Source organism: Streptococcus sp. Marseille-Q0941 (assembly GCF_943736975.1).
Taxonomy (GTDB): Bacteria; Bacillota; Bacilli; order Lactobacillales; family Streptococcaceae; genus Streptococcus.
On record NZ_CALSFO010000001.1, the window covers coordinates 92,150 to 113,967 of the forward strand.

The following is a 21,818-nucleotide window of genomic DNA, read 5'->3' on the forward strand; positions in this document are numbered from 1 at the left end:
AATGGCAGTAATGAAGATTGAGTATTACTCAGAAGTTTTGGATATGGAATGGGGAGTAAATGTTCTCTATCCTGATGGCTCTAGGGTAACTGATCCCGATTGCACAGATATTCCTGTCCTCTACCTCTTACATGGGATGTCTGGTAATCATAATAGTTGGCTCAAACGTACCAATGTAGAGCGCTTGGTGCGAGGGGCTAATCTGATTGTTGTAATGCCTAATACAAGTAACGGCTGGTATACAGATACTCAGTATGGCTATAACTACTACACTGCTCTAGCAGAAGAATTACCTCAGGTGCTCAAACGCTTCTTTCCCAATATGACCAACAAACGAGAAAAGACCTTTATCGCTGGTTTATCAATGGGAGGTTATGGTTCCTTTAAGTTAGCATTGTCAACTGACCGTTTCTCCCATGCAGCTAGCTTTTCTGGGGCACTTAGCTTCGAGAAGTTTTCTCCTGAGAGTCAAGATTTGGGAACGCGTGCCTACTGGAGAGGTGTGTTTGGCAAAGTTAATGATTGGGTGAATAGCCCATATTCACTTGAAACACTGGCTAAAAAGTCTGATAAGAAAACCAAACTCTGGGTATGGTGTGGCGAGCAAGATTTCTTGTATGCTGCCAATAACCTAGCAGTGAAGAATCTCAAGAAACTTGGTTTTGATGTGACCTACACCCATAGTGCAGGAACCCACGAGTGGTATTATTGGGAAAAACAATTGGAACGTTTTTTGACTACTCTGCCAATCGATTTTGTTTTAGAAGAACGCTTGTCTTAATTTTAGCTTTCTTTTAGTTTGATTTAGTAGAATAGTGAGCCTATCTTTAGAATGGAAACCCATGGCTTAAAGATGGGTTCTTATTTTTTTGAGAAAGGTGGGCAAATCATGGGCTGGATTATTCGTGTTTTATATCGATTGTTACTAGGAATTTTGCGTATGTTTTGGCGCCTTGTATGGACGCTTATCTTCTTAATTCTCATCACTTTTGGGATTCTCTGGTATGTGACAGGTGATTTACCTGCTACTTTAAATCAAGTTAGCAAAGTGGTCCAAGTCGGCCAAGCAAGTTGGCAACAATGGCAAGAAACTGGTAAATTACAAGGTCTGTCTCAGACAGATCATCATCAGGGTTCAGGAGCGAAATGGTCAGAGGCGCAAGCAACTATCTATATTGATCCTCAAATGGATGCCACTTTCCAAAAGGCCTACCTTGAAGCTATTGCTAACTGGAATCAGACAGGAGCTTTTGACTTTGAGCTTGTAACAGAACCGGGTCAAGCCACTATTTTCGCTACCGAAATGAATGATGGTTCGACAGCTGTAGCCGGTGAGGCGGAGAGTCAAACCAATCTCCTAACCAAACAATTCACTTCTGTGACTGTTCGCTTAAATCATTATTACCTATCGAATCCAAACTATGGCTATACCTATGAACGTATCTTGCATACGGCAGAACATGAGTTAGGACATGCTATTGGCTTGCAGCATACCAATGAGATTTCAGTCATGCAACCGGCAGGGTCTTATTATGGTATCCAAGCTCAAGATGTAAAAGAAGTCCAAGAACTCTATGAGTCAGGAGATTAGTAAAGTTGAGCTTCTTGATATGAGCAATGAGAGGTGCTTTTTGCTATAATGGAACTATGAATAACTTGATTAAATCAAAACTGGAGCTCTTGCCGAATAGCCCTGGTTGTTACATTCACAAAGATAAAAACGGCACGATCATCTATGTAGGGAAGGCCAAAAATCTGCGCAATCGGGTGCGGTCCTACTTTCGTGGAAGTCACGATACCAAGACAGAAGCTTTGGTGTCTGAAATTGTGGATTTTGAGTTTATCGTTACGGAGTCTAATATTGAGGCTCTCCTTTTGGAGATTAATCTCATCAAGGAAAACAAGCCCAAATACAATATCATGCTCAAGGACGACAAATCCTACCCTTTTATCAAAATCACAAATGAACGCTATCCTCGCTTGATTATCACCCGTCAGGTCAAAAAGGACGGAGGCCTTTATTTTGGTCCTTATCCGGATGTGGGGGCAGCCAATGAAATCAAACGGCTATTGGATCGGATTTTTCCTTTCCGCAAGTGTACTAATCCGCCCTCGAAGGTCTGTTTTTATTACCACATTGGCCAGTGTATGGCTCATACGGTTTGTCACAAGGATGAAGCTTATTTTAAAGCGATGTCCCAGGAGGTCTCTGATTTTCTCAAGGGGCAGGATGACAAAATCATTGATGAACTCAAGAGTAAGATGGCTTTGGCAGCTCAGAATATGGAGTTTGAGCGTGCAGCTGAATACCGTGATCTAATCCAGGCTATTGGGACTCTTCGCACCAAACAAAGAGTCATGGCTAAGGACCTCCAAAACCGTGATGTCTTTGGTTATTACGTGGATAAGGGCTGGATGTGTGTACAGGTTTTCTTTGTCCGTCAGGGCAAATTGATTGAACGAGATGTCAACCTCTTTCCTTATTATAATGATCCAGATGAGGATTTTCTGACCTATGTGGGACAGTTTTATCAAGAAAAATCTCACCTGGTTCCCAATGAAATTTTGATTCCTCAGGATATTGATGAAGAGGCGGTTAAGGCCTTGTTAGATACAAAGGTGATTAAGCCACAACGCGGTGAGAAAAAGCAACTCGTTAATCTAGCCATTAAAAATGCTCGTGTTAGTCTGGAGCAGAAGTTTAATCTGCTGGAAAAATCAGTTGAGAAAACCCAGGGTGCTATTGAAAATCTTGGTCGACTTCTACAAATTCCGACCCCAGTCCGTATCGAGTCTTTTGATAATTCCAATATTATGGGGACTAGTCCTGTCTCTGCGATGGTTGTTTTTGTCAACGGAAAACCTAGCAAGAAGGATTATCGTAAGTACAAGATTAAGACAGTGGTCGGACCAGATGACTATGCGAGTATGCGAGAGGTTATTCGCAGACGTTACGGCCGAGTCCAACGAGATGGTCTGACACCGCCTGATTTAATCGTCATTGATGGGGGACAAGGTCAAGTCAATATTGCTAAGCAAGTGATTCAAGAAGAGCTAGGTTTGGATATCCCTATCGCAGGCCTTCAAAAGAATGACAAGCACCAAACGCATGAGCTGCTCTTTGGAGATCCTCTTGAAGTGGTGGAATTGTCTCGGAATTCTCAGGAATTTTTCCTCCTCCAACGCATTCAAGATGAAGTCCATCGCTTTGCCATCACATTCCACCGGCAATTGCGCTCCAAGAATTCTTTCTCCTCTCAATTAGATGGGATTGAAGGATTAGGTCCAAAACGCAAGCAGAATTTAATGAAATATTTTAAATCTCTGACTAAAATGAAGGAAGCAAGCGTGGACGATATTGTCAATGTTGGAATACCAAGAACAGTTGCAGAGGCTGTTCATAGACAGTTAAATCCAGAAGCGAATTCAACACTAGCTCAAGTAGCTGAGAAGCCGGTTGAATATAAGGAATAAAGAAGTAGTGGAATGTTTTTGCTTTAGTGAGTGCAAGCTAGTCGGATTTGTGGTAAAATAGATAAGATATGACAAAAGAATTTCATCATGTAACAGTCATGCTCCATGAGACTATTGATATGCTAGATGTGAAGCCTGATGGCATTTACGTTGATGCAACCTTGGGTGGGGCAGGTCACAGCGAGTATTTGTTAAGTAAATTAAGCGAGAAAGGGCATTTGTATGCCTTTGACCAAGATCAAAACGCCATTGACAATGCGCAAAAACGTTTAGCGCCCTATATCGAAAAGGGAATGGTTACTTTTGTCAAGGATAATTTCCGTCATTTGAAGGAACGCTTAAATGACTTAGGCGTGACAGAGATTGATGGAATTTGTTATGACTTAGGAGTATCGAGTCCGCAACTAGATCAGCGTGAACGTGGCTTTTCATATAAGAAGGATGCGCCGCTGGATATGCGGATGAATCAGGAAGCTAGTTTGACTGCATATGAAGTTGTCAATCATTACGACTATCATGATTTGGTACGAATCTTTTTCAAATATGGAGAAGACAAGTTTTCTAAACAGATTGCGCGAAAAATCGAACAAGCACGTCAAGTAAAGCCAATCGAGACAACAACCGAATTGGCAGAGATTATCAAGTCAGCCAAGCCTGCTAAGGAACTTAAGAAAAAAGGTCATCCGGCCAAGCAGATTTTCCAGGCCATTCGTATTGAAGTTAACGATGAGTTAGGAGCAGCTGATGAGTCTATTCAGCAAGCCATGGATATGCTAGCTTTGGATGGAAGAATATCAGTGATTACCTTCCATTCACTGGAAGATCGTTTGACGAAGCAACTATTTAAGGAAGCTTCGACGGTAGAGGTTCCAAAAGGATTACCTTTTATTCCAGATAATCTCAAACCTAAGATGGAATTAGTATCACGTAAACCAATCTTACCAAGCAAGGAAGAATTGGAAGCAAATAATCGTTCCCACTCAGCCAAGCTTCGAGTGGCAAGAAAAATTCACAAGTAAAGAGGAAAAAATGGCAGAAATCAGAGGAACAACGAGCCAATTGTTGCAAGCTCGTATAAAAAAATTTTCACGTGTTGAAAAGGCCTTTTACCTTTCAATTGCCATCACAGCCCTGGTCTTAGCAATTAGTATAGTCTATATGCAGACAAAACTTTTTCAAGTTCAGAGTGATTTGACAAAAGTCAATGCACAAATTGAAGAAAAAAAGACAGAGTTGGATGATGCCAAACAAGAAGTTAATGAATTGATCCGATCAGAACGTTTGACCGAAATTGCAAATTCTCAAGAGTTGCAATTGAATAATGAAAATATTCGATCAGCGGAGTAGTATATGAAATCCTGGAAAGAAAGAATCATACGCTTTGCCATTAAGAATCGTAAAACTCCAATGGAAAACCGCAGATTAGTAGGAAAAAATTTGAGCCTATTGACTGTCTTTCTATTTGCTGTTTTTTTGGTTAATTTTGCGGTGATTATTGGTACAGGCACAAAATTTGGAGTCAATCTGGTTAAAGAAGCAAATAAAGTTCATCAAACGACTCTGACTGTTCCTGCTAAAAGAGGAACCATTTATGACCGTAATGGAACTCCCATAGCAGAAGATGCGACCTCTTATAATGTCTATGCTGTAATAGATAAAGAATATAAGTCAGCTAATGGTGATGTTCTTTATGTAGAAGAATCTAAGTACAATAAAGTGGCAGAAATTTTTCATAAATACTTAGATATGGAGGAGACTTACGTCAAAGACCAACTCTCTCAACCAAATCTCAAACAAGTTTCTTTTGGCGCCAAAGGAAATGGGATTACCTATGCTAATATGATGTCCATTAAACAAGACTTGGAATCTGCTCAGGTCGAGGGTATTAATTTTACGACTAGTCCAAATCGGAGTTATCCAAATGGAAAATTTGCCTCATCCTTTATTGGTTTAGCCCAGCTACATGAAAATGAAGATGGTACTAAAAGTCTAATTGGGACATCGGGTATTGAGAGTTCCTTAAATAGTTTGTTGGCAGGGACAGACGGTATTATTACTTATGAAAAAGACCGTCTAGGGAATATTATCCCTGGTACGGAACAAGTTACCCAACAGACCGTAAACGGGAAAGACGTCTATACGACCCTATCTAGCCCTTTGCAGTCCTTTATGGAAAGCCAAATGGATGCCCTTCAAGAAAAACAAAAAGGCAAGTATATGAATGCAACCTTAGTCAGTGCCAAGACCGGGGAAATTCTTGCCACAACACAAAGACCAACTTTTGATGCGGATACAAAAGAAGGTATTACTGAGGATTTTGTTTGGCGAGACCTTTTATATCAGAGCAATTACGAACCTGGTTCAACCATGAAGGTCATGACCTTAGCTGCTGCTATTGACAATAAAACCTTCTCTGGAGGCGAATATTTTAATAGTAGTGAATTAAAGGTTGCTGATGCGACTATCAGAGACTGGGATGTTAATGATGGCTTATCAGCTGGAAGTATAATGACTTACTTACAAGGGTTTGCTCACTCAAGTAATGTGGGTATGACCTTGCTCCAACAAAAGATGGGGGATGCTACTTGGTTAGAATACCTTAATCGATTCAAGTTTGGAGTTCCAACTCGTTTTGGAATGCCCGATGAGTATGCGGGACAACTACCTGCAGATAACGTTGTTAATATTGCCATGAGTTCTTTTGGTCAAGGGATTTCTGTTACTCATACACAAATGCTTCGTGCTTTCACAGCAATTGCGAATGATGGGGTTATGCTAGAACCGAAGTTTATTAGTGCCCTCTATGATCCAAATGATCAGACTGTTCGTAAATCACAAAGAGAGGTTGTAGGGAATCCTGTTTCTAAAGAAGCGGCTAGTTTGACTAGGGAAAACATGATTTTGGTTGGTACAGACCCTATTTATGGGACCATGTATAATCGTAATGATAATAAACCAGTAATTACTGTTCCTGGTCAGAATGTTTCTGTCAAATCTGGAACAGCCCAAATTGCAGATGAGCAAAAAGGTGGATACTTGAAAGGAATTACTAACTATATTTACTCGGTAGTTTCTATGCACCCGGCAGAAAATCCAGATTTTATTCTCTATGTGACAGTTCAACAGCCGGAACATTATTCTGCAATACAATTAGGAGAATTTGCGAACCCTATCTTGGAACGAGCTTCTGCTATGAAAGAATCTCTTAATCTACAGTCAACAGCTAAAAATCTGGATCAAGTTACAACTACAACTAGTTATGCAATGCCAGCGACCAAAGACTATAGTCCTGGAGACATGGCAGAGGAACTGCGACGCAATCTTGTTCAACCGATCGTTATTGGTTCAGGGACAAAAATCAAAGACAGTTCAGTAGCAGAAGGAACAAATCTAGATGCCAACGAACAAATCTTACTCCTTTCAGATAAGGTAGAAGTGATGCCTGACTTATATGGCTGGTCTAAGAAAAATGTTGAAACCTTTGCCAAATGGTTGAATCTTGAAGTTGAATTTGAAGGTACAGGAGAAATTGTTAAAAAACAAAATGTTCGTTCTAATACAGCTTTAAAAGATTTACAAAAAATAAAAATAACATTAGGAGATTAGGATGCTAGTTTCTATCTTTACTGGAATCCTTACTTTTGTTCTCACAGTAGTAGGAATTCCAGCCTTTATCCGTTTTTACCACAAAGCACAAATTACCGGTCAGCAGATGCACGAGGATGTGAAACAACACCAGGCAAAAGCTGGGACACCAACAATGGGGGGAGTCGTCTTTCTCGTAACAAGTGTTTTCGTTAGTTTAGTTCTTGCTCTTTTGACCAATCAACTAACGAATAATGTAGGAATGATCCTCTTTATCCTAGTCTTATATGGTTTAGTTGGTTTCTTAGATGATTTCCTCAAAGTTTTCCGTAAAATCAACGAAGGGCTCAATCCTAAACAAAAACTCTTGCTTCAGTTAGTAGGAGGAGTTATCTTCTATTTCTTTTATGAAAGAGGAGGAGATATCTTAAATGTATTTGGGTATCCATTGCACTTAGGATTCCTTTATATATTCTTTGCTCTCTTCTGGTTGGTTGGTTTTTCGAATGCGGTTAACTTGACTGACGGGATTGATGGATTAGCAAGTATTTCAGTAGTGATTAGTTTATCTGCTTATGGAGTCATTGCTTATGTACAAAATCAGGTGGATATCTTGTTAGTCATTATAGCTATGATTGGTGGTCTTCTCGGTTTCTTTGTCTTTAATCATAAACCTGCTAAAGTATTTATGGGAGATGTGGGAAGTCTTTCTCTTGGAGGGATGTTGGCTGCAATTTCTATGGCGTTGCACCAAGAATGGACACTTCTCTTTATTGGTATTGTTTATGTCTTTGAAACCACATCGGTTATGATGCAAGTTAGCTACTTTAAGTTGAGTGGCGGCAAACGTATCTTCCGAATGACACCAGTTCACCACCATTTTGAGTTGGGTGGCTTTTCTGGTAACGGTCAAGCCTGGAGTGAGTGGAAGGTCGACTTCTTCTTCTGGGGAGTAGGTTTACTTGCAAGTCTTGTAACTTTAACTTTTATGTATTTATTCTAAAAGAGAAGAACCTTAGTTCTTCTCTTTTTATTTCCTGTTATTTTCAATTGATGAATCCCTTTCTCAAAAAATTAAAATTATGGTAAAATGGAGAAAAGAAAGATGAGATTATGAGTTACTTTAAAAAATATATATTTGACAAATCTAAGTTTAAATTAGGCATGCGAACCTTCAAAACAGGAATTGCTGTTTTTTTGGTTCTCATGATTTTTGGTTTTTTTGGATGGAAGGGGCTTCAAATCGGAGCACTTACAGCTGTTTTTAGTTTAAGAGAAGACTTTGATAAGAGTGTTCACTTCGGGACATCACGTATTTTAGGAAATAGTATCGGTGGTTTTTATGCCCTAATTTTCTTCCTTTTAAATAATCTTTTTCACGGCGCCTTCTGGGTAACCCTTCTGGTTGTTCCGATTTGCACCATGTTAACCATTATGACAAATGTTGCTATGAACAACAAGTCAGGGGTCATTGGAGGAGTTGCAGCTATGTTGATTATTACCCTATCAATTCCAACTGGTGAGACCGTTTTGTACGTGTTTGCCCGAGTTTTTGAAACATTTATGGGTGTTTTCGTGGCAATTCTAGTCAATTACGATATCGATCGTTTACGGAGTCTTTTGCAGAAAAAATAAAAATTATGTCACAAGATATGACATAAATAATTGACGATTGAATTTTTTTAGACTATAATAGACAGAAAGAAGAGGAAGTGCACATGAAGGAAAAAGAATTTCGTCGCAATATGGCAGTTTTCCCCATTGGCAGTGTTATGAAGTTGACCGATCTCTCAGCGCGTCAAATTCGTTATTATGAAGATCAAGAGTTGATAAAACCTGATCGAAACGAAGGTAATCGCCGGATGTATTCTTTAAATGATATGGATCGATTGCTTGAGATTAAGGACTATATCTCTGAAGGCCATAATATTGCTGCCATCAAGAAAAAATATGCTGAACGTGAAGCGAAATCTAAAAAACCAGTCAGTCAAACTGAAGTGCGTCGAGCGCTTCGGAGTGAGGTTCTTCAACAAAGTCGCTTCGCTTCTCAACAATCACCCTTTGGTCGCGGTTAGGCAACCGCTAGTCGTCATTTATAAGGAGAAAAAACATGACAATCACAGCTGCAGATATTCGTCGTGAAGTTAAGGAGAAGAATGTAACCTTTATTCGCCTCATGTTTTCAGATATTTTGGGAACCATGAAAAACGTCGAAATTCCTGCTACAGATGAACAATTAGATAAAGTCTTGTCGAACAAGGCTATGTTTGATGGATCTTCTATTGAAGGTTTTGTTCGTATTAACGAATCTGATATGTATTTGTATCCAGATTTGGATACTTGGACAGTCTTCCCGTGGGGAGATGAGAACGGTAGTGTCGCAGGATTGATTTGTGATGTCTATACAACAGAAGGTGAACCGTTTGCAGGGGACCCTCGTGGCAATCTTAAACGAGCACTTCGCCACATGGAAGAACTTGGATTCAAGTCTTTCAACCTTGGACCAGAGCCAGAATTCTTCCTATTTAAATTAGATGAAAATGGAGATCCAACTCTCGAGGTAAATGACAAGGGTGGTTACTTTGACTTGGCACCTACAGACCTTGCGGACAATACACGTCGTGAAATTGTGAATGTCTTGACCAAGATGGGATTTGAAGTAGAAGCCAGTCACCATGAAGTTGCTGTAGGTCAACACGAGATTGACTTTAAGTATGATGAAGTTCTTCGAGCTTGTGATAAGATTCAAATCTTTAAACTTGTTGTAAAAACAATTGCTCGCAAACATGGACTTTATGCAACCTTTATGGCTAAACCAAAATTTGGTATTGCTGGTTCAGGGATGCATTGTAATATGTCCTTGTTTGATGCGGAAGGAAACAATGCCTTCTTTGATCCAAATGATCCAAAAGGAATGCAGTTGTCAGAAACAGCCTACCACTTCCTTGGTGGTTTGATCAAACACGCCTACAACTATACAGCGATCATGAACCCAACCGTTAACTCATACAAACGTTTGGTTCCAGGTTATGAAGCCCCTGTTTATATTGCATGGGCAGGTCGCAACCGTTCACCACTTGTCCGCGTACCAGCTTCACGTGGTATGGGAACTCGTCTCGAGTTGCGCTCAGTAGATCCAATGGCTAACCCATACATCGCTATGGCTGTTCTTTTGGAAGTCGGTTTGAATGGTATTGAAAACAAAATTGAAGCACCAGCACCAATCGAAGAAAACATCTATATCATGACTGCTGAAGAACGTAAAGAAGCTGGCATTACTGACCTTCCATCAACTCTTCACAATGCTTTGAAAGCTTTGACAGAAGACGAAGTGGTTAAAGCAGCGCTGGGTGAGCACATCTACACTAGCTTCCTTGAAGCTAAACGAATCGAGTGGGCAAGCTACGCAACCTTCGTTTCACAATGGGAAATTGACAACTACCTAGATCTATACTAATGATAAACAGAAGAGGCTGGGACAAAAGTCCTAGCCTCTCAATTGTCTTTGGATTGTCGAGCAAGACGCAGTAGTTGAGTGGACTCTACTACGCTGATTTCATCAGCTTTTATAGCCCTACTCAACTGTGCGGAGGTGGGACGACGAAATCGAATTTTAACGAATTACCGATTTCTGTCCCACTCTCTTTTTTTCTTGCAATTTATATCGAGGTGTGATATATTGTATATAACGAGGTGCGATATATCGAGCTAAAGAGGAGGTCTGGTTAAATGGAATTAACGGATAAGATTAGACGGGTCTATCTTCCTATGACTGAAACGGGTTTTTATATTCTGTTCTGTCTGCAAAAAGAGAACCATGGCTATGGTATTACCCAAAAGGTCAAGGAGATGACAGATTTACAGGTTTCCATTAGTCCTGGGACTATGTATGGAACCTTGTCAAAGATGGAAAAAGATGGTTTGATTTTCTTTGTTCGCGAAGAGGAAAAGCGAAAGATTTATCAGATAACTGAATTGGGACGAAAAGTTTTAGAAATCGAAACCAAACGTATTGAACGACTCTACAGAAACAGTCGGGAGGAAGGTTGATGGAAAAGAAAATTGTTTATCGGATTGTTACGATCGCTGATTATGAGAGGGAGGCAGTTTTTCTCGGGGAAATGCATGCTAAGGGCTGGAAACTTGAGAAAGTAAGCTACTCTAACTTAGTAGTTGCGGTTAAGTATAGTTTTGAAAAGTGCCAACCGGAGCAGGTGGCTTATCAGTTGGATTTTTATCCTATGAAAAAGTCAGAGAGAGCTTCCTATTTACAACTGTTTAAAGATTGTGGCTGGGAGCATGTTACAGACTTTAATGGTTTCTCCTACTTTAGAAAGCATCATTCTGGAATTGAGTCGGATGCCGAGTTTGAAATTTATAATGACTCGGCCGGGAAGTTTGCTATGATCAAACGGATTTTAATAATGCGGATGCTTCCTATCTTGCTTCTATTTTCAGCTCTACTACCGGTTTTCTCAAAGCTTGTCAGTGGAGTTAGTTATTTCAGTTGGGAATTGTTTTTGATTTTCATAATAGATGGTGTTTTATTGATAGTATTTGCGATTCAGATTTCTTATATTCTTTGGAGATTGTTTCAAAAATGGAAAGTATTATCTGATAAATAAAACAATGTATGTTTTCTAATTTGGAGGAAGGATTATGAAAAGTAAAGCACAATTTCGGATTTTTACCATTCTTGATTTGGACAAGGAAGAAGAATATTTACATGAGATGCATTTGAAAGGTTGGAGGTATAGAACTAGTCGTTTTGGTTTTTTCTATTTTGACCAATGTCAACCGGAAGATATCATCTACCGTATCTATGATTCTAGATTTCTTAAAAAGTATAAACATGAACTGCAAGATTTTAGAAATAGAGGTTGGGAACTGATAGAAACAGGTTCTTGTTCAATTCTTCGTAAATCATCTTCTGATTTACTTCCAGAGGATCAAGTCTATATGAGTAAGACTCTCAGGTGGGAAGTTATGCAGTATAGACTTCGTTCATGTACAGCTGCTTTCTCGGGTGGTCTTGTTGTTTGTATGAGTTTGTTTCGTGAAAATCTTTCTCAATCTTTCTTCCTTATTTTTGCCCTTTATGCCCTCATAATTTCTTATCTAATTTATAATTTTTATAGACTTAAAAAGAAATATCTTGATAATGTAAGATGATTTTCTAGGTCCTCAGACTGATTTTTAGCACTCTTGGTAAAAGAGTGCTAATTTTTTGAGTTTTTGTCTTGACATTCTTTTCTAAGGGTGTATAATAGAATCATAAGTTAGCACTTGGGTGTGACGAGTGCTAAAAAGATCTATCAGAGAGGAGTGGCGAGATGGTTACGGAACGTCAGCAGAATATTTTAAATCTGATTATTGACATCTTTACCAAAACGCATGAACCTGTTGGATCTAAAGCCTTGCAAGAGTCTATCAACTCTAGTAGCGCTACCATTCGAAATGATATGGCGGCTCTAGAAAAGCAAGGTTTGCTTGAAAAGGCGCATACTTCCAGTGGTCGGATGCCGAGTGTAGCTGGTTTTCAATACTATGTCAAACACTCTTTATCCTTTGACCGTTTAGCTGAGAATCAAGTTTATGAGATTGTAAAAGCCTTTGATCAAGAGTTCTTCAAGCTTGAGGATATTCTTCAAGAGGCGACGAAAATCTTGTCAGACTTGAGTGGCTGTACGGTTGTAGCACTGGATGTAGAGCCAAGTAGGCAGAAGTTGACGGCTTTTGACATCGTTGTTCTCGGGCAACATACAGCTCTTGCTGTTTTTACACTTGATGAGTCTAGAACAGTTACCAGTCAGTTTTTGATTCCGAGAAATTTCTTGCAGGAGGATTTAAATCGCCTCAAGACCATGATTCAAGAACGTTTCTTGGAACAGACTGTTTTGGATATTCACTACAAGATTCGGACAGAGATTCCGCAAATTATCCAACGTTACTTCACAACAACGGATAACGTTATGGATCTCGTCGAACATATTTTCAAAGAAATGTTCAATGAAAATATCGTAGTTTCTGGAAAAGTAAATCTTTTGAATTTCGCTAATTTAGCGGCCTATCAATTTTTTGATCAGCCACAAAAGGTAGCTTTGGAGATTCGAGAAGGTCTGCATGAAGATCAGATGCAAAATGTCCGTGTTGCAGATAGTCAAGAATCCTGTCTTGCTGACTTAGCAGTGATTAGCAGTAAGTTCCTGATTCCCTATCGTGGGTTTGGAATTCTTGCGATTATAGGTCCAGTTCATCTGGATTATCAACAATTGGTCAATCAACTTAATGTTGTCAACCGAGTTTTGACTATGAAGTTGACGGATTTTTACCGCTATCTCAGTAGCAATCACTATGAAGTGAATTAAGATTGAAATCATTAAAGGAGGCGAAAATGGCCCAAGATATAAAAAATGAAGAAATAAAAGAAGAGGAAGTTGTAGAGGAAACCAACCAACCTTCTGAATTAGAAGAAGCACAAGCGCGTGCTGAAGAATTTGAAAACAAATATCTTCGTGCCCACGCAGAAATGCAAAACATTCAGCGTCGTGCCAATGAAGAGCGTCAACTCTTGCAACGCTATCGTAGCCAAGATTTGGCAAAAGCAATCTTACCATCACTTGATAACCTTGAACGCGCCCTTGCAGTTGAAGGATTGACAGATGATGTGAAGAAGGGCTTGGAAATGGTCCAAGAAAGTTTGATTCACGCTCTAAAAGAAGAAGGAATCGAGGAAATCGCAGCTGATGGAGAGTTTGACCATAACTACCATATGGCTATTCAAACAGTTCCAGCTGATGATGAGCATCCAGCAGACACCATCGCACAAGTCTTTCAAAAAGGCTACAAACTACATGACCGCATCCTACGCCCAGCCATGGTAGTTGTTTACAACTAGGCTAGAGAACTTAAAAAACTTGTCCGAAACGACAATAAACTATGAAGAAAGATAAGAGGCAAGCCAGAGGCTTGCAAGGAAGATATTTCCCGCCGTGGTGAAAGTTTCAGTAGCTTATGCTACTGAAGCAGGGGATTTTTGAGACAATAGGCTCAAAAATAAGTGATGAAATCCCGTAGGGAGTTGCTCACGTCCCCACCACTTAAGGGGAATATCAAGAAAAATCAAAATTAGAATTAAAATAATAAGGAGAAAAACACATGTCTAAAATTATCGGTATTGACTTAGGTACAACAAACTCAGCAGTTGCAGTTCTTGAAGGAACTGAATCAAAAATCATCGCAAACCCAGAAGGAAACCGCACAACTCCATCTGTTGTGTCATTCAAAAACGGTGAAATCATCGTTGGTGACGCTGCGAAACGTCAAGCAGTTACAAACCCAGATACAGTCATCTCTATCAAATCTAAGATGGGTACTTCTGAAAAAGTTTCCGCTAACGGTAAAGAATACACACCACAAGAAATCTCAGCTATGATTCTTCAATACTTGAAAGGTTACGCTGAAGAATACCTAGGTGAAAAAGTAACCAAGGCTGTTATCACAGTTCCAGCTTACTTTAACGATGCTCAACGTCAAGCAACAAAAGACGCTGGTAAAATCGCTGGTCTTGAAGTAGAACGTATCGTCAACGAACCAACTGCAGCAGCTCTTGCTTACGGTTTGGACAAGACAGACAAAGAAGAAAAAATCTTGGTATTCGACCTTGGTGGTGGTACATTCGACGTATCTATTCTTGAATTGGGTGACGGTGTCTTCGACGTATTGTCAACTGCAGGGGACAACAAACTTGGTGGTGACGACTTTGACCAAAAAATCATCGACTACTTGGTAGCAGAATTCAAGAAAGAAAACGGCATCGACTTATCAACAGACAAGATGGCTCTTCAACGTTTGAAAGACGCAGCTGAAAAAGCGAAGAAAGACCTTTCTGGTGTAACTTCAACTCAAATCAGTTTGCCATTTATCACTGCTGGAGAAGCTGGACCTCTTCACTTGGAAATGACTTTGACTCGTGCGAAATTCGATGACTTGACTCGTGACCTTGTAGAACGTACAAAAGTTCCAGTTCGTCAAGCTCTTTCAGATGCAGGTTTGAGCTTGTCAGAAATCGACGAAGTTATCCTTGTTGGTGGTTCAACTCGTATCCCTGCTGTTGTAGAAGCTGTTAAGGCTGAAACTGGTAAAGAACCAAACAAATCAGTGAACCCTGACGAAGTGGTTGCTATGGGTGCTGCGATCCAAGGTGGTGTCATCACTGGTGATGTCAAAGACGTTGTTCTTCTTGACGTAACACCATTGTCACTTGGTATCGAAACAATGGGTGGCGTCTTCACAAAACTCATCGAGCGCAACACAACAATTCCAACATCTAAATCACAAGTCTTCTCAACTGCGGCAGACAACCAACCAGCCGTTGATATCCACGTTCTTCAAGGGGAACGTCCAATGGCAGCAGACAACAAGACTCTTGGACGTTTCCAATTGACTGACATCCCAGCTGCACCTCGTGGTATCCCACAAATCGAAGTAACCTTTGATATCGACAAGAACGGTATCGTATCTGTTAAGGCTAAAGACCTTGGAACTCAAAAAGAGCAAACAATCGTTATCCAATCTAACTCTGGCTTGACGGACGAAGAAATCGACCGCATGATGAAAGATGCAGAAGCAAATGCTGAAGCAGATAAGAAACGTAAAGAAGAAGTAGACCTTCGTAACGAAGTAGACCAAGCAATCTTTGCTACTGAAAAGACAATCAAGGAAACTGAAGGCAAAGGCTTCGATGCAGAACGCGATGCTGCTCAAGCTGCCCTTGATGACCTTAAGAAAGCCCAAGAAGACAACAACTTGGACGAAATGAAAGCAAAACTTGAAGCGTTGAACGAAAAAGCTCAAGGACTTGCTGTTAAACTCTACGAACAAGCTGCAGCAGCGCAACAAGCTCAAGCAGGAGCAGAAGGAGCACAAGCAACAGGAAACGCAGGCGATGACGTCGTAGACGGAGAGTTTACGGAGAAGTAAGATGCAAAGCCCGTTAAAACCTCACAGTGAAAATAGGAAATCTGACGCAGAAACTTTAGTTTCTAGAAAGATTTGTCTTTTTCACCAAGAGGTTAGGGCGTGCTCAATTAGGTAAGATGTTGAGGCGTTTAAAAAACGAAAGAAAAATAGGAAGCCATCGCCTTGTGCGTTGCACAAAAGATGGCTTATCCTTTTTCCGAAGTTTTTAGCCGAAACTCAGTTAAGCCTAACTCGTTAAGAATGACTAATCACTAAAGTGACTGTCATTCTACGGCAATTGCTATGGCGACTTGCCTAAACGCCTTACTAGTTCTAAAAACAAAGTATAATCGACTTTGTTTTAGAACGTCGTAATGAATACGAAGAAATCCAGAGGTTGCAACCCAGCCTCTGTTTTTCGGTAAAATAGAGGATGTTGCGTATGAAAAAAGTACTTTGTATCATTTATCCTAATTTTTCTCTTTATGAGATAACCACTTTAACGAGTACTTTAGCTCTGTCTTTTGATATCACGATTGATTATGTGGCTTCTGAGCATTCGATGGTGGTCTCTGAGGATGGTTTGTCCTGTCAACCGACGAAAACATTGGATCAAATCCGTATAGAAGATTATTCTTGTGTGATTTTGCCAGGAATGGTAAATATAGGTCCTGCTCTGCAAGATGAGAAATTGATCTCGTTTTTGAGAAGTCTTGATGAGCAAGATATCCTAATTGCAGCCGTTTCTTCAGCGCCACTTTTATTGGCGAAAGCAGGCTTGTTGAACGACACGAAATTTACAGGTGGAATTTGGCAAAACTTCTTTGACTATTTTGAATTTCTTCCACGTGAGAATTTCCAACCCAAACTGGTTGTGCAAGATAAACAAATCATTACGGCTATCGGTTTTGCACATCAAGAGTTTGCAAGAAAAGTGATTCTCGGTTTAGGACTTGCAGAGAATACGGACAACTATTTTAAAGAACAGAACGAGTATGCTGAAGAGGATTTGATATTTACTCTATCAGATGAAGAGTTTGATCAAGTGAAGCAGAGTATAGAAAACAGCCTCTAAAGATTTACATGAAAATTATAGAAAGGACAAAGAGCGTTCGAGAAATTGAACTCGAGCTCTGAGCTTTCTTACTAAATATAAAAGAAAGGAATTGAACCCGACCTAAATTCTCGGAAAAAAGATAAATCTGCCTAGGAGCATCGCTCCAGCGTCAGATTTCCTATTTTTCAGTCGAATTTTACGGTTTTGGTATCTTGTATGAACAATACTGAATTTTATGATCGTCTGGGGGTGTCAAAAAACGCTTCGGCAGACGAGATCAAAAAGGCTTATCGTAAGCTTTCAAAAAAATATCACCCAGATATCAACAAGGAGCCTGGCGCTGAGGAAAAATACAAGGAAGTTCAAGAAGCTTATGAGACTTTGAGTGATGACCAAAAACGTGCAGCCTACGACCAATATGGGGCTACGGGTGCCAACGGTGGCTTTGGTGGTGCTGGCGGTTTCGGTGGCTTTGACGGAGCAAGTGGCTTCGGTGGTTTTGAGGATATCTTCTCAAGTTTCTTCGGCGGAGGCGGAGCTTCGCGCAATCCAAACGCTCCTCGTCAAGGGGATGACCTCCAGTATCGTGTGAACTTGACTTTTGAAGAAGCCATTTTCGGAACGGAAAAAGAAGTGAAATATAACCGTGAAGCAAGCTGTCGTACATGTAACGGATCTGGTGCTAAACCAGGAACAAGTCCAGTCACTTGTGGACGCTGTCATGGTGCAGGTGTCATTAACGTTGATACGCAGACTCCTCTTGGTATGATGCGTCGCCAAGTAACCTGTGATGTCTGTCATGGTCGAGGAAAAGAAATTAAAGACCCATGTACTACATGTCATGGAACAGGTCATGAAAAACAAGCTCATAGCGTCCATGTAAAAATCCCTGCTGGTGTGGAAACAGGCCAACAAATCCGCCTAGCTGGTCAAGGGGAAGCAGGCTTTAATGGTGGACCTTACGGAGACTTGTACGTGGTGGTTTCAGTTGAAGCCAGTGATAAGTTTGAACGTGAAGGGACAACCATTTTCTACAAGCTGAACCTTAATATTGTCCAAGCAGCCCTTGGTGATACTGTGGAAATTCCAACCGTGCATGGTGACGTTGAATTGGTCATTCCAGAGGGAACTCAGACTGGCAAGAAATTCCGTCTACGTGGCAAGGGAGCACCAAGCCTTCGTGGTGGTGCCGTTGGTGACCAATACGTTACAGTTAATGTCGTGACTCCGACAGGCTTGAACGACCGCCAAAAAGCAGCACTTAAAGAATTCGCAGCTGCAGGCGACTTGAAAGTCAATCCAAAGAAAAAAGGCTTCTTTGACCATATTAAAGATGCCTTTGAAGGAGAATAAAGTAAAAAGAGCCGATTGGCTCTTTTTTGTGTTATCTTTGAAAATTTAGTGTCGAAAAATCATTTTCCAGTTAGCCTACTATTTATGCTTTTGAGTAAGCAGGCCAGCTGCATCCATCTCCCGGATGAGTTGCTTGATTTCCGCTTCTTTGCCAGGCTTAACGGTGACGGTATCAATGTGTTTGATTGCCGAATTATCCTGAATATCCACCAAGGTCAAAGCTTTTTCATAGAATGCAATTCCCTTTTTTAGACTTTCCTGATCATTCCAAAAGAGAATTGAGCAATTGGGATTAAATCTCTTTCCGATTTCTTGGAGATACTTCTCGCTTTCTTTCTCTAAAAACTGCAATAAACCATGATTGAACAAGTTATCCCCTACTTTATAGTATGAAATCTCTCCTGTCTGTAGGACATAGACTTCGAGTCGGTTTTTGGTGAGTTTTGGACTTTCTTTTAGGACGGTGTGACTATTGATAACCTCATCTGAGAAAGTAACATAAAAATTTAAGCCTCCACCCTCGAATTGATAGTGTCCATTTGATTCTACTTTCTTAGGAGGCATGTCAAGGGAGATAAAGATTTGTTTTAAGGCTTCATTCCCCTCACGGATGTCACTCGGTGAGGCCTTGAAAAGATTGGCCACTAGTAGAAATGCTAGGGCCGCAAGAAGACAGAGACAGCCACAAGGGATCGCGATGACCTTCGCTAGAACTTTTAAAAACTGTTTCATTTTCACTCCCTCCCTTTTCTGTTCGAATCTAGTAACCCAAAATGGATTTAAGGAAAGTTGGAGGATTTTTTATTCTTGTTTTTCTTCTTGGAGGATCGTCATTCTGGTTTGGAAATCTTTTTCCAAGACTTTGAATTTATAGGTTAAATCTTTTTGGTATTCCTTGATAAGGGCTTTTTGTTGGTCGATGATTTGTAGGCTGTTTTGGATGATATCCAAATCATCCTTGATAGCTTCGACGCGGTCAGTTGTATCTAGCACTTCATCCTGAATGGCTTGGCGATTTTTGACGACAAAATAACTTCCGGCTGCAGCTCCTACGAAGAGTAGTAGATTTGATAATTTCATGGCAACTCCTTAAGCGTTTTTAATGGTTTCAGCGACTTGGGCAAGTTTGTCAAAGTCAGGTTCGTGGGCGATAAAGTCAATCTTGAGGTCATCTTCTGCACCGTAGCGAGGTACGAGGTGCACGTGAGTATGAAAGACCGTTTGACCAGCAACTTCCTCGCAGTTAGCAATGATATTCATACCCTTGGCTTTAGTAGCTGCCATGACTTTTTGTGCGACCAATGGAACCTTAGCAAACAGTTGACTAGCGCTCGTTGCATCCATGTCTAAAAGATTGCGATGGTGTTCTTTGGGTACGACCAGGGTATGACCAGGTGTTACTTGAGAAATATCAAGAAAGGCAAGAACTTGTTCATCCTCATAAACCTTGGCTGCAGGGATTTCTCCTGCTAAAATCTTACAAAAAATACAATCTGACATAAAAACCACCTCTAGTGTATTGAATTTTGATATAATATAGCTACATTATACCAGATTCGGAGAAAATATGTTAGAAATTAAAAACCTGACAGGAGGCTATGTTCACGTACCTGTCTTGAAGGATGTATCTTTTACAGTAGAGAGTGGACAGTTGGTTGGTTTGATTGGCTTGAATGGTGCAGGTAAATCAACAACGATCAATGAGATTATCGGACTTTTGACACCCTACAGTGGGGAGATTAAAATTGATGGTTTAACTCTACGTGAGGATGCTACGAGCTATCGCAAGAAGATTGGCTATATTCCTGAAACTCCTAGCTTGTACGAGGAATTGACTCTCAGAGAACATATCGAGACAGTCGCTATGGCTTATGGTGTTGAACAGAGTATCGCTTTTGAACGTGTAGAGCCCCTTTTAAAAATGTTTCGTTTGGATCAAAAGTTGGATTGGTTCCCGGTTCATTTTTCAAAAGGGATGAAACAAAAGGTTATGATTATCTGTGCCTTTGTCGTTGATCCAAGTCTCTTTATTGTAGATGAACCTTTTCTTGGTCTTGATCCCTTGGCGATTTCAGACTTGATTCAACTTTTAGAAGCCGAAAAGAAAAAAGGAAAGTCTATCCTCATGAGTACCCATGTCCTTGATTCAGCTGAAAAAATGTGCGACTCTTTTGTCATTCTCCATAAAGGTCAAGTAAGGGCCAAAGGCAATCTCCAGCAACTCCGAGAAGCTTTTGCCATGCCAGATGCAAGTCTCAATGATATTTATTTGGCTCTGACCAAAGAGGAGGAACTATGAAGGACTTGTTTTTAAAACGAAAACAGGAATTTCGCAAGGAATGCTTGGGCTATCTTCGCTATGTGCTCAATGACCATTTTGTCTTGTTTTTGTTGGTTTTACTAGGATTTTTGGCTTATCAATACAACCAGCTACTGCAAGATTTTCCTGAAAATCATTTACCAATCTTATTTTTAATTGGAATTGTTTCTGTTTTGCTCTTGTTTTGGGGTGGTATTGCGACCTATCTAGAAGCTCCTGACAAACTCTTCCTCTTGGTGGCTGAAGAGAAGGTAAAAGACCACATCAAAAAGCAATCTCTCCTATCGTTCATCTTTTGGGTCAGTGTTCAAACGATGCTCTTGCTATTGATTGCTCCCTTGTTCTTAGCTATGGGCTTAGGTCTACCGATTTTTGGAGCCTATCTCTTTGTCTTAGGGCTTGTAAAATATGTGATTTTTCGTCAAAAATCCAGTAAATTTCTTGTTGGAAATGGACTAGACTGGGATTTACTGATTCTTCAAGAAAACAAAAGAAAGCAATTTCTTCTTAGATTCTTTGCACTATTTACACAAGTTAAGGGAATTTCAAACAGTGTTAAGCGTCGAGCTTATCTGGATTTTATCCTCAAAGGAGTTCAGAAGGTACCGGGGAAAATCTGGCAGAATCTCTATCTTCGTTCCTATCTGAGAAATGGAGATTTATTCGCTCTGAGCTTGCGTCTTATCATCCTATCCTTATCAACCCTCATCTTTATTGAGCAGTCCTGGATTGCAGTCGCAATTGTAATTTTATTCAATTATCTTTTATTATTCCAGCTCTTAGCGCTTTATCATGCCTTTGACTATCAATATTTGACGCAATTATTTCCAGTAGGAAAGGGGCAAAAAGAGCGAGGATTAAAGGAGATTTTGAGAGCGATAGGATTGTTTGTCTTAATCTTAGAAAGTCTTGTAGGAATGGTTGTTTTCAAGGACAAAATCCTTATCTTCGTTCTTGTAGGAGCAGGTTTTGTATTGCAATTTCTTTATGTACCTTATCAACTGAGAAGATTGGTTGACGAATAGCATAAAAATTAGTAGAATGATAAGGAAACTTTATTCGGAGGAA

The 21,818-nt window shown here is 40.2% G+C and carries 23 protein-coding genes; 20 read left to right on the forward strand and 3 right to left on the reverse strand.

What is annotated here, in order from left to right:
- Position 1: 1 nt before the first annotated feature.
- The 18 genes from NGI26_RS00485 (at position 2) to dnaJ (ending at position 18,430) form a co-directional block, all read left to right on the forward strand.
- Positions 2-781, forward strand: a complete 780-nt coding sequence (locus NGI26_RS00485; RefSeq protein WP_251934611.1) for an alpha/beta hydrolase — start codon at positions 2-4, stop codon at positions 779-781.
- Positions 782-889: 108 nt separating this feature from the next.
- A complete protein-coding gene (locus tag NGI26_RS00490; protein WP_251934612.1) occupies positions 890-1,591 on the forward strand; it encodes a matrixin family metalloprotease in 702 nt (233 codons plus the stop codon).
- Positions 1,592-1,647: 56 nt separating this feature from the next.
- Positions 1,648-3,474: an excinuclease ABC subunit UvrC gene (uvrC, locus tag NGI26_RS00495; RefSeq protein WP_251934613.1), complete on the forward strand. Its 1,827-nt coding sequence runs from the start codon at positions 1,648-1,650 to the stop codon at positions 3,472-3,474.
- 68 nt (positions 3,475-3,542) lie between these two features.
- The gene (gene rsmH / locus NGI26_RS00500; protein ID WP_251934615.1) at positions 3,543-4,493 is read left to right on the forward strand and encodes a 16S rRNA (cytosine(1402)-N(4))-methyltransferase RsmH; all 951 of its coding nucleotides are present in this window, start codon (positions 3,543-3,545) and stop codon (positions 4,491-4,493) included.
- 10 nt (positions 4,494-4,503) lie between these two features.
- Positions 4,504-4,821, forward strand: a complete 318-nt coding sequence (gene ftsL, locus NGI26_RS00505; RefSeq protein ID WP_214262402.1) for a cell division protein FtsL — start codon at positions 4,504-4,506, stop codon at positions 4,819-4,821.
- A gap of 3 nt (positions 4,822-4,824) precedes the next feature.
- Positions 4,825-7,080, forward strand: a complete 2,256-nt coding sequence (gene pbp2x / locus NGI26_RS00510; RefSeq protein WP_251934617.1) for a penicillin-binding protein PBP2X — start codon at positions 4,825-4,827, stop codon at positions 7,078-7,080.
- A 1-nt stretch (position 7,081) separates the two neighbouring features.
- Positions 7,082-8,062 (forward strand): phospho-N-acetylmuramoyl-pentapeptide-transferase, encoded by a 981-nt coding sequence (gene mraY / locus NGI26_RS00515; protein WP_251934628.1) that lies wholly within the window; start codon positions 7,082-7,084, stop codon positions 8,060-8,062.
- A gap of 110 nt (positions 8,063-8,172) precedes the next feature.
- Positions 8,173-8,694: an FUSC family protein gene (locus NGI26_RS00520; RefSeq protein WP_251934630.1), complete on the forward strand. Its 522-nt coding sequence runs from the start codon at positions 8,173-8,175 to the stop codon at positions 8,692-8,694.
- An 83-nt stretch (positions 8,695-8,777) separates the two neighbouring features.
- A complete protein-coding gene (gene glnR / locus NGI26_RS00525) occupies positions 8,778-9,134 on the forward strand; it encodes a transcriptional repressor GlnR (protein ID WP_251934632.1) in 357 nt (118 codons plus the stop codon).
- Positions 9,135-9,169: 35 nt separating this feature from the next.
- Positions 9,170-10,516 carry a type I glutamate--ammonia ligase gene (gene glnA / locus NGI26_RS00530; protein WP_251934635.1) on the forward strand — a complete coding sequence of 449 codons (1,347 nt, stop codon included), beginning with the start codon at positions 9,170-9,172 and terminating at the stop codon, positions 10,514-10,516.
- 272 nt (positions 10,517-10,788) lie between these two features.
- Positions 10,789-11,109: a PadR family transcriptional regulator gene (locus NGI26_RS00535; RefSeq protein ID WP_251934637.1), complete on the forward strand. Its 321-nt coding sequence runs from the start codon at positions 10,789-10,791 to the stop codon at positions 11,107-11,109.
- Positions 11,109-11,684, forward strand: a complete 576-nt coding sequence (locus NGI26_RS00540; protein ID WP_251934639.1) for a DUF2812 domain-containing protein — start codon at positions 11,109-11,111, stop codon at positions 11,682-11,684. The genes NGI26_RS00535 and NGI26_RS00540 overlap by 1 nt, the downstream gene beginning before the upstream one ends.
- Positions 11,685-11,718: 34 nt before the next feature.
- Positions 11,719-12,231: a DUF2812 domain-containing protein gene (locus NGI26_RS00545; protein WP_251934641.1), complete on the forward strand. Its 513-nt coding sequence runs from the start codon at positions 11,719-11,721 to the stop codon at positions 12,229-12,231.
- A 161-nt stretch (positions 12,232-12,392) separates the two neighbouring features.
- Positions 12,393-13,427 (forward strand): heat-inducible transcriptional repressor HrcA, encoded by a 1,035-nt coding sequence (gene hrcA, locus NGI26_RS00550; RefSeq protein WP_251934643.1) that lies wholly within the window; start codon positions 12,393-12,395, stop codon positions 13,425-13,427.
- A gap of 26 nt (positions 13,428-13,453) precedes the next feature.
- Complete coding sequence (grpE, locus tag NGI26_RS00555; protein WP_251934655.1) at positions 13,454-13,957, forward strand: nucleotide exchange factor GrpE; 504 nt, start codon at positions 13,454-13,456, stop codon at positions 13,955-13,957.
- A gap of 260 nt (positions 13,958-14,217) precedes the next feature.
- Entirely contained in the window at positions 14,218-16,041 is a 1,824-nt protein-coding gene (dnaK, locus tag NGI26_RS00560) for a molecular chaperone DnaK (RefSeq protein ID WP_251934657.1), read from the forward strand.
- 421 nt (positions 16,042-16,462) lie between these two features.
- Entirely contained in the window at positions 16,463-17,095 is a 633-nt protein-coding gene (locus NGI26_RS00565; RefSeq protein ID WP_251934660.1) for a DJ-1/PfpI family protein, read from the forward strand.
- Between the two features lie 198 nt (positions 17,096-17,293).
- Positions 17,294-18,430 (forward strand): molecular chaperone DnaJ, encoded by a 1,137-nt coding sequence (gene dnaJ, locus NGI26_RS00570; RefSeq protein WP_251934662.1) that lies wholly within the window; start codon positions 17,294-17,296, stop codon positions 18,428-18,430.
- Positions 18,431-18,508: 78 nt separating this feature from the next.
- Here the strand turns inward: dnaJ and NGI26_RS00575 are convergent, their stop codons facing one another.
- The 3 genes from NGI26_RS00575 to NGI26_RS00585 form a co-directional block, all read right to left on the reverse strand.
- Complete coding sequence (locus NGI26_RS00575; protein WP_251934664.1) at positions 18,509-19,162, reverse strand: hypothetical protein; 654 nt, start codon at positions 19,160-19,162, stop codon at positions 18,509-18,511.
- Positions 19,163-19,231: 69 nt separating this feature from the next.
- Complete coding sequence (locus NGI26_RS00580; RefSeq protein ID WP_251934666.1) at positions 19,232-19,510, reverse strand: hypothetical protein; 279 nt, start codon at positions 19,508-19,510, stop codon at positions 19,232-19,234.
- Between the two features lie 9 nt (positions 19,511-19,519).
- Positions 19,520-19,930 (reverse strand): HIT family protein, encoded by a 411-nt coding sequence (locus NGI26_RS00585; protein ID WP_251934668.1) that lies wholly within the window; start codon positions 19,928-19,930, stop codon positions 19,520-19,522.
- A 67-nt stretch (positions 19,931-19,997) separates the two neighbouring features.
- Here NGI26_RS00585 and NGI26_RS00590 point away from each other — a divergent pair, with 67 nt between their 5' ends.
- Together NGI26_RS00590 and NGI26_RS00595 are read left to right on the forward strand one after the other, a co-directional pair.
- Positions 19,998-20,729 (forward strand): ABC transporter ATP-binding protein, encoded by a 732-nt coding sequence (locus NGI26_RS00590; RefSeq protein ID WP_251934670.1) that lies wholly within the window; start codon positions 19,998-20,000, stop codon positions 20,727-20,729.
- The gene (locus tag NGI26_RS00595) at positions 20,726-21,775 is read left to right on the forward strand and encodes an ABC transporter permease (protein ID WP_251934672.1); all 1,050 of its coding nucleotides are present in this window, start codon (positions 20,726-20,728) and stop codon (positions 21,773-21,775) included. Before NGI26_RS00590 ends, NGI26_RS00595 begins: the two co-directional genes overlap by 4 nt.
- The last annotated feature ends 43 nt before the right edge of the window (positions 21,776-21,818 follow it).

Bases quoted from the DNA above. Each gene is read 5' to 3' on its own strand.
- NGI26_RS00590 (WP_251934670.1), top strand. From the start codon at position 19,998: ATGTTAGAAATTAAAAACCTGACAGGAGGCTATGTTCACGTACCTGTC.
- NGI26_RS00565 (WP_251934660.1), top strand. From the start codon at position 16,463: ATGAAAAAAGTACTTTGTATCATTTATCCTAATTTTTCTCTTTATGAG.
- ftsL (WP_214262402.1), top strand. From the start codon at position 4,504: ATGGCAGAAATCAGAGGAACAACGAGCCAATTGTTGCAAGCTCGTATA.
- NGI26_RS00540 (WP_251934639.1), top strand. From the start codon at position 11,109: ATGGAAAAGAAAATTGTTTATCGGATTGTTACGATCGCTGATTATGAG.
- NGI26_RS00545 (WP_251934641.1), top strand. From the start codon at position 11,719: ATGAAAAGTAAAGCACAATTTCGGATTTTTACCATTCTTGATTTGGAC.
- pbp2x (WP_251934617.1), top strand. From the start codon at position 4,825: ATGAAATCCTGGAAAGAAAGAATCATACGCTTTGCCATTAAGAATCGT.
- NGI26_RS00490 (WP_251934612.1), top strand. From the start codon at position 890: ATGGGCTGGATTATTCGTGTTTTATATCGATTGTTACTAGGAATTTTG.
- dnaK (WP_251934657.1), top strand. From the start codon at position 14,218: ATGTCTAAAATTATCGGTATTGACTTAGGTACAACAAACTCAGCAGTT.
- mraY (WP_251934628.1), top strand. From the start codon at position 7,082: ATGCTAGTTTCTATCTTTACTGGAATCCTTACTTTTGTTCTCACAGTA.
- rsmH (WP_251934615.1), top strand. From the start codon at position 3,543: ATGACAAAAGAATTTCATCATGTAACAGTCATGCTCCATGAGACTATT.
- NGI26_RS00535 (WP_251934637.1), top strand. From the start codon at position 10,789: ATGGAATTAACGGATAAGATTAGACGGGTCTATCTTCCTATGACTGAA.
- NGI26_RS00485 (WP_251934611.1), top strand. From the start codon at position 2: ATGGCAGTAATGAAGATTGAGTATTACTCAGAAGTTTTGGATATGGAA.
- dnaJ (WP_251934662.1), top strand. From the start codon at position 17,294: ATGAACAATACTGAATTTTATGATCGTCTGGGGGTGTCAAAAAACGCT.
- grpE (WP_251934655.1), top strand. From the start codon at position 13,454: ATGGCCCAAGATATAAAAAATGAAGAAATAAAAGAAGAGGAAGTTGTA.
- NGI26_RS00595 (WP_251934672.1), top strand. From the start codon at position 20,726: ATGAAGGACTTGTTTTTAAAACGAAAACAGGAATTTCGCAAGGAATGC.
- NGI26_RS00575 (WP_251934664.1), bottom strand. From the start codon at position 19,162: ATGAAACAGTTTTTAAAAGTTCTAGCGAAGGTCATCGCGATCCCTTGT.
- NGI26_RS00580 (WP_251934666.1), bottom strand. From the start codon at position 19,510: ATGAAATTATCAAATCTACTACTCTTCGTAGGAGCTGCAGCCGGAAGT.
- uvrC (WP_251934613.1), top strand. From the start codon at position 1,648: ATGAATAACTTGATTAAATCAAAACTGGAGCTCTTGCCGAATAGCCCT.
- glnR (WP_251934632.1), top strand. From the start codon at position 8,778: ATGAAGGAAAAAGAATTTCGTCGCAATATGGCAGTTTTCCCCATTGGC.
- NGI26_RS00585 (WP_251934668.1), bottom strand. From the start codon at position 19,930: ATGTCAGATTGTATTTTTTGTAAGATTTTAGCAGGAGAAATCCCTGCA.
- glnA (WP_251934635.1), top strand. From the start codon at position 9,170: ATGACAATCACAGCTGCAGATATTCGTCGTGAAGTTAAGGAGAAGAAT.
- hrcA (WP_251934643.1), top strand. From the start codon at position 12,393: ATGGTTACGGAACGTCAGCAGAATATTTTAAATCTGATTATTGACATC.
- NGI26_RS00520 (WP_251934630.1), top strand. From the start codon at position 8,173: ATGAGTTACTTTAAAAAATATATATTTGACAAATCTAAGTTTAAATTA.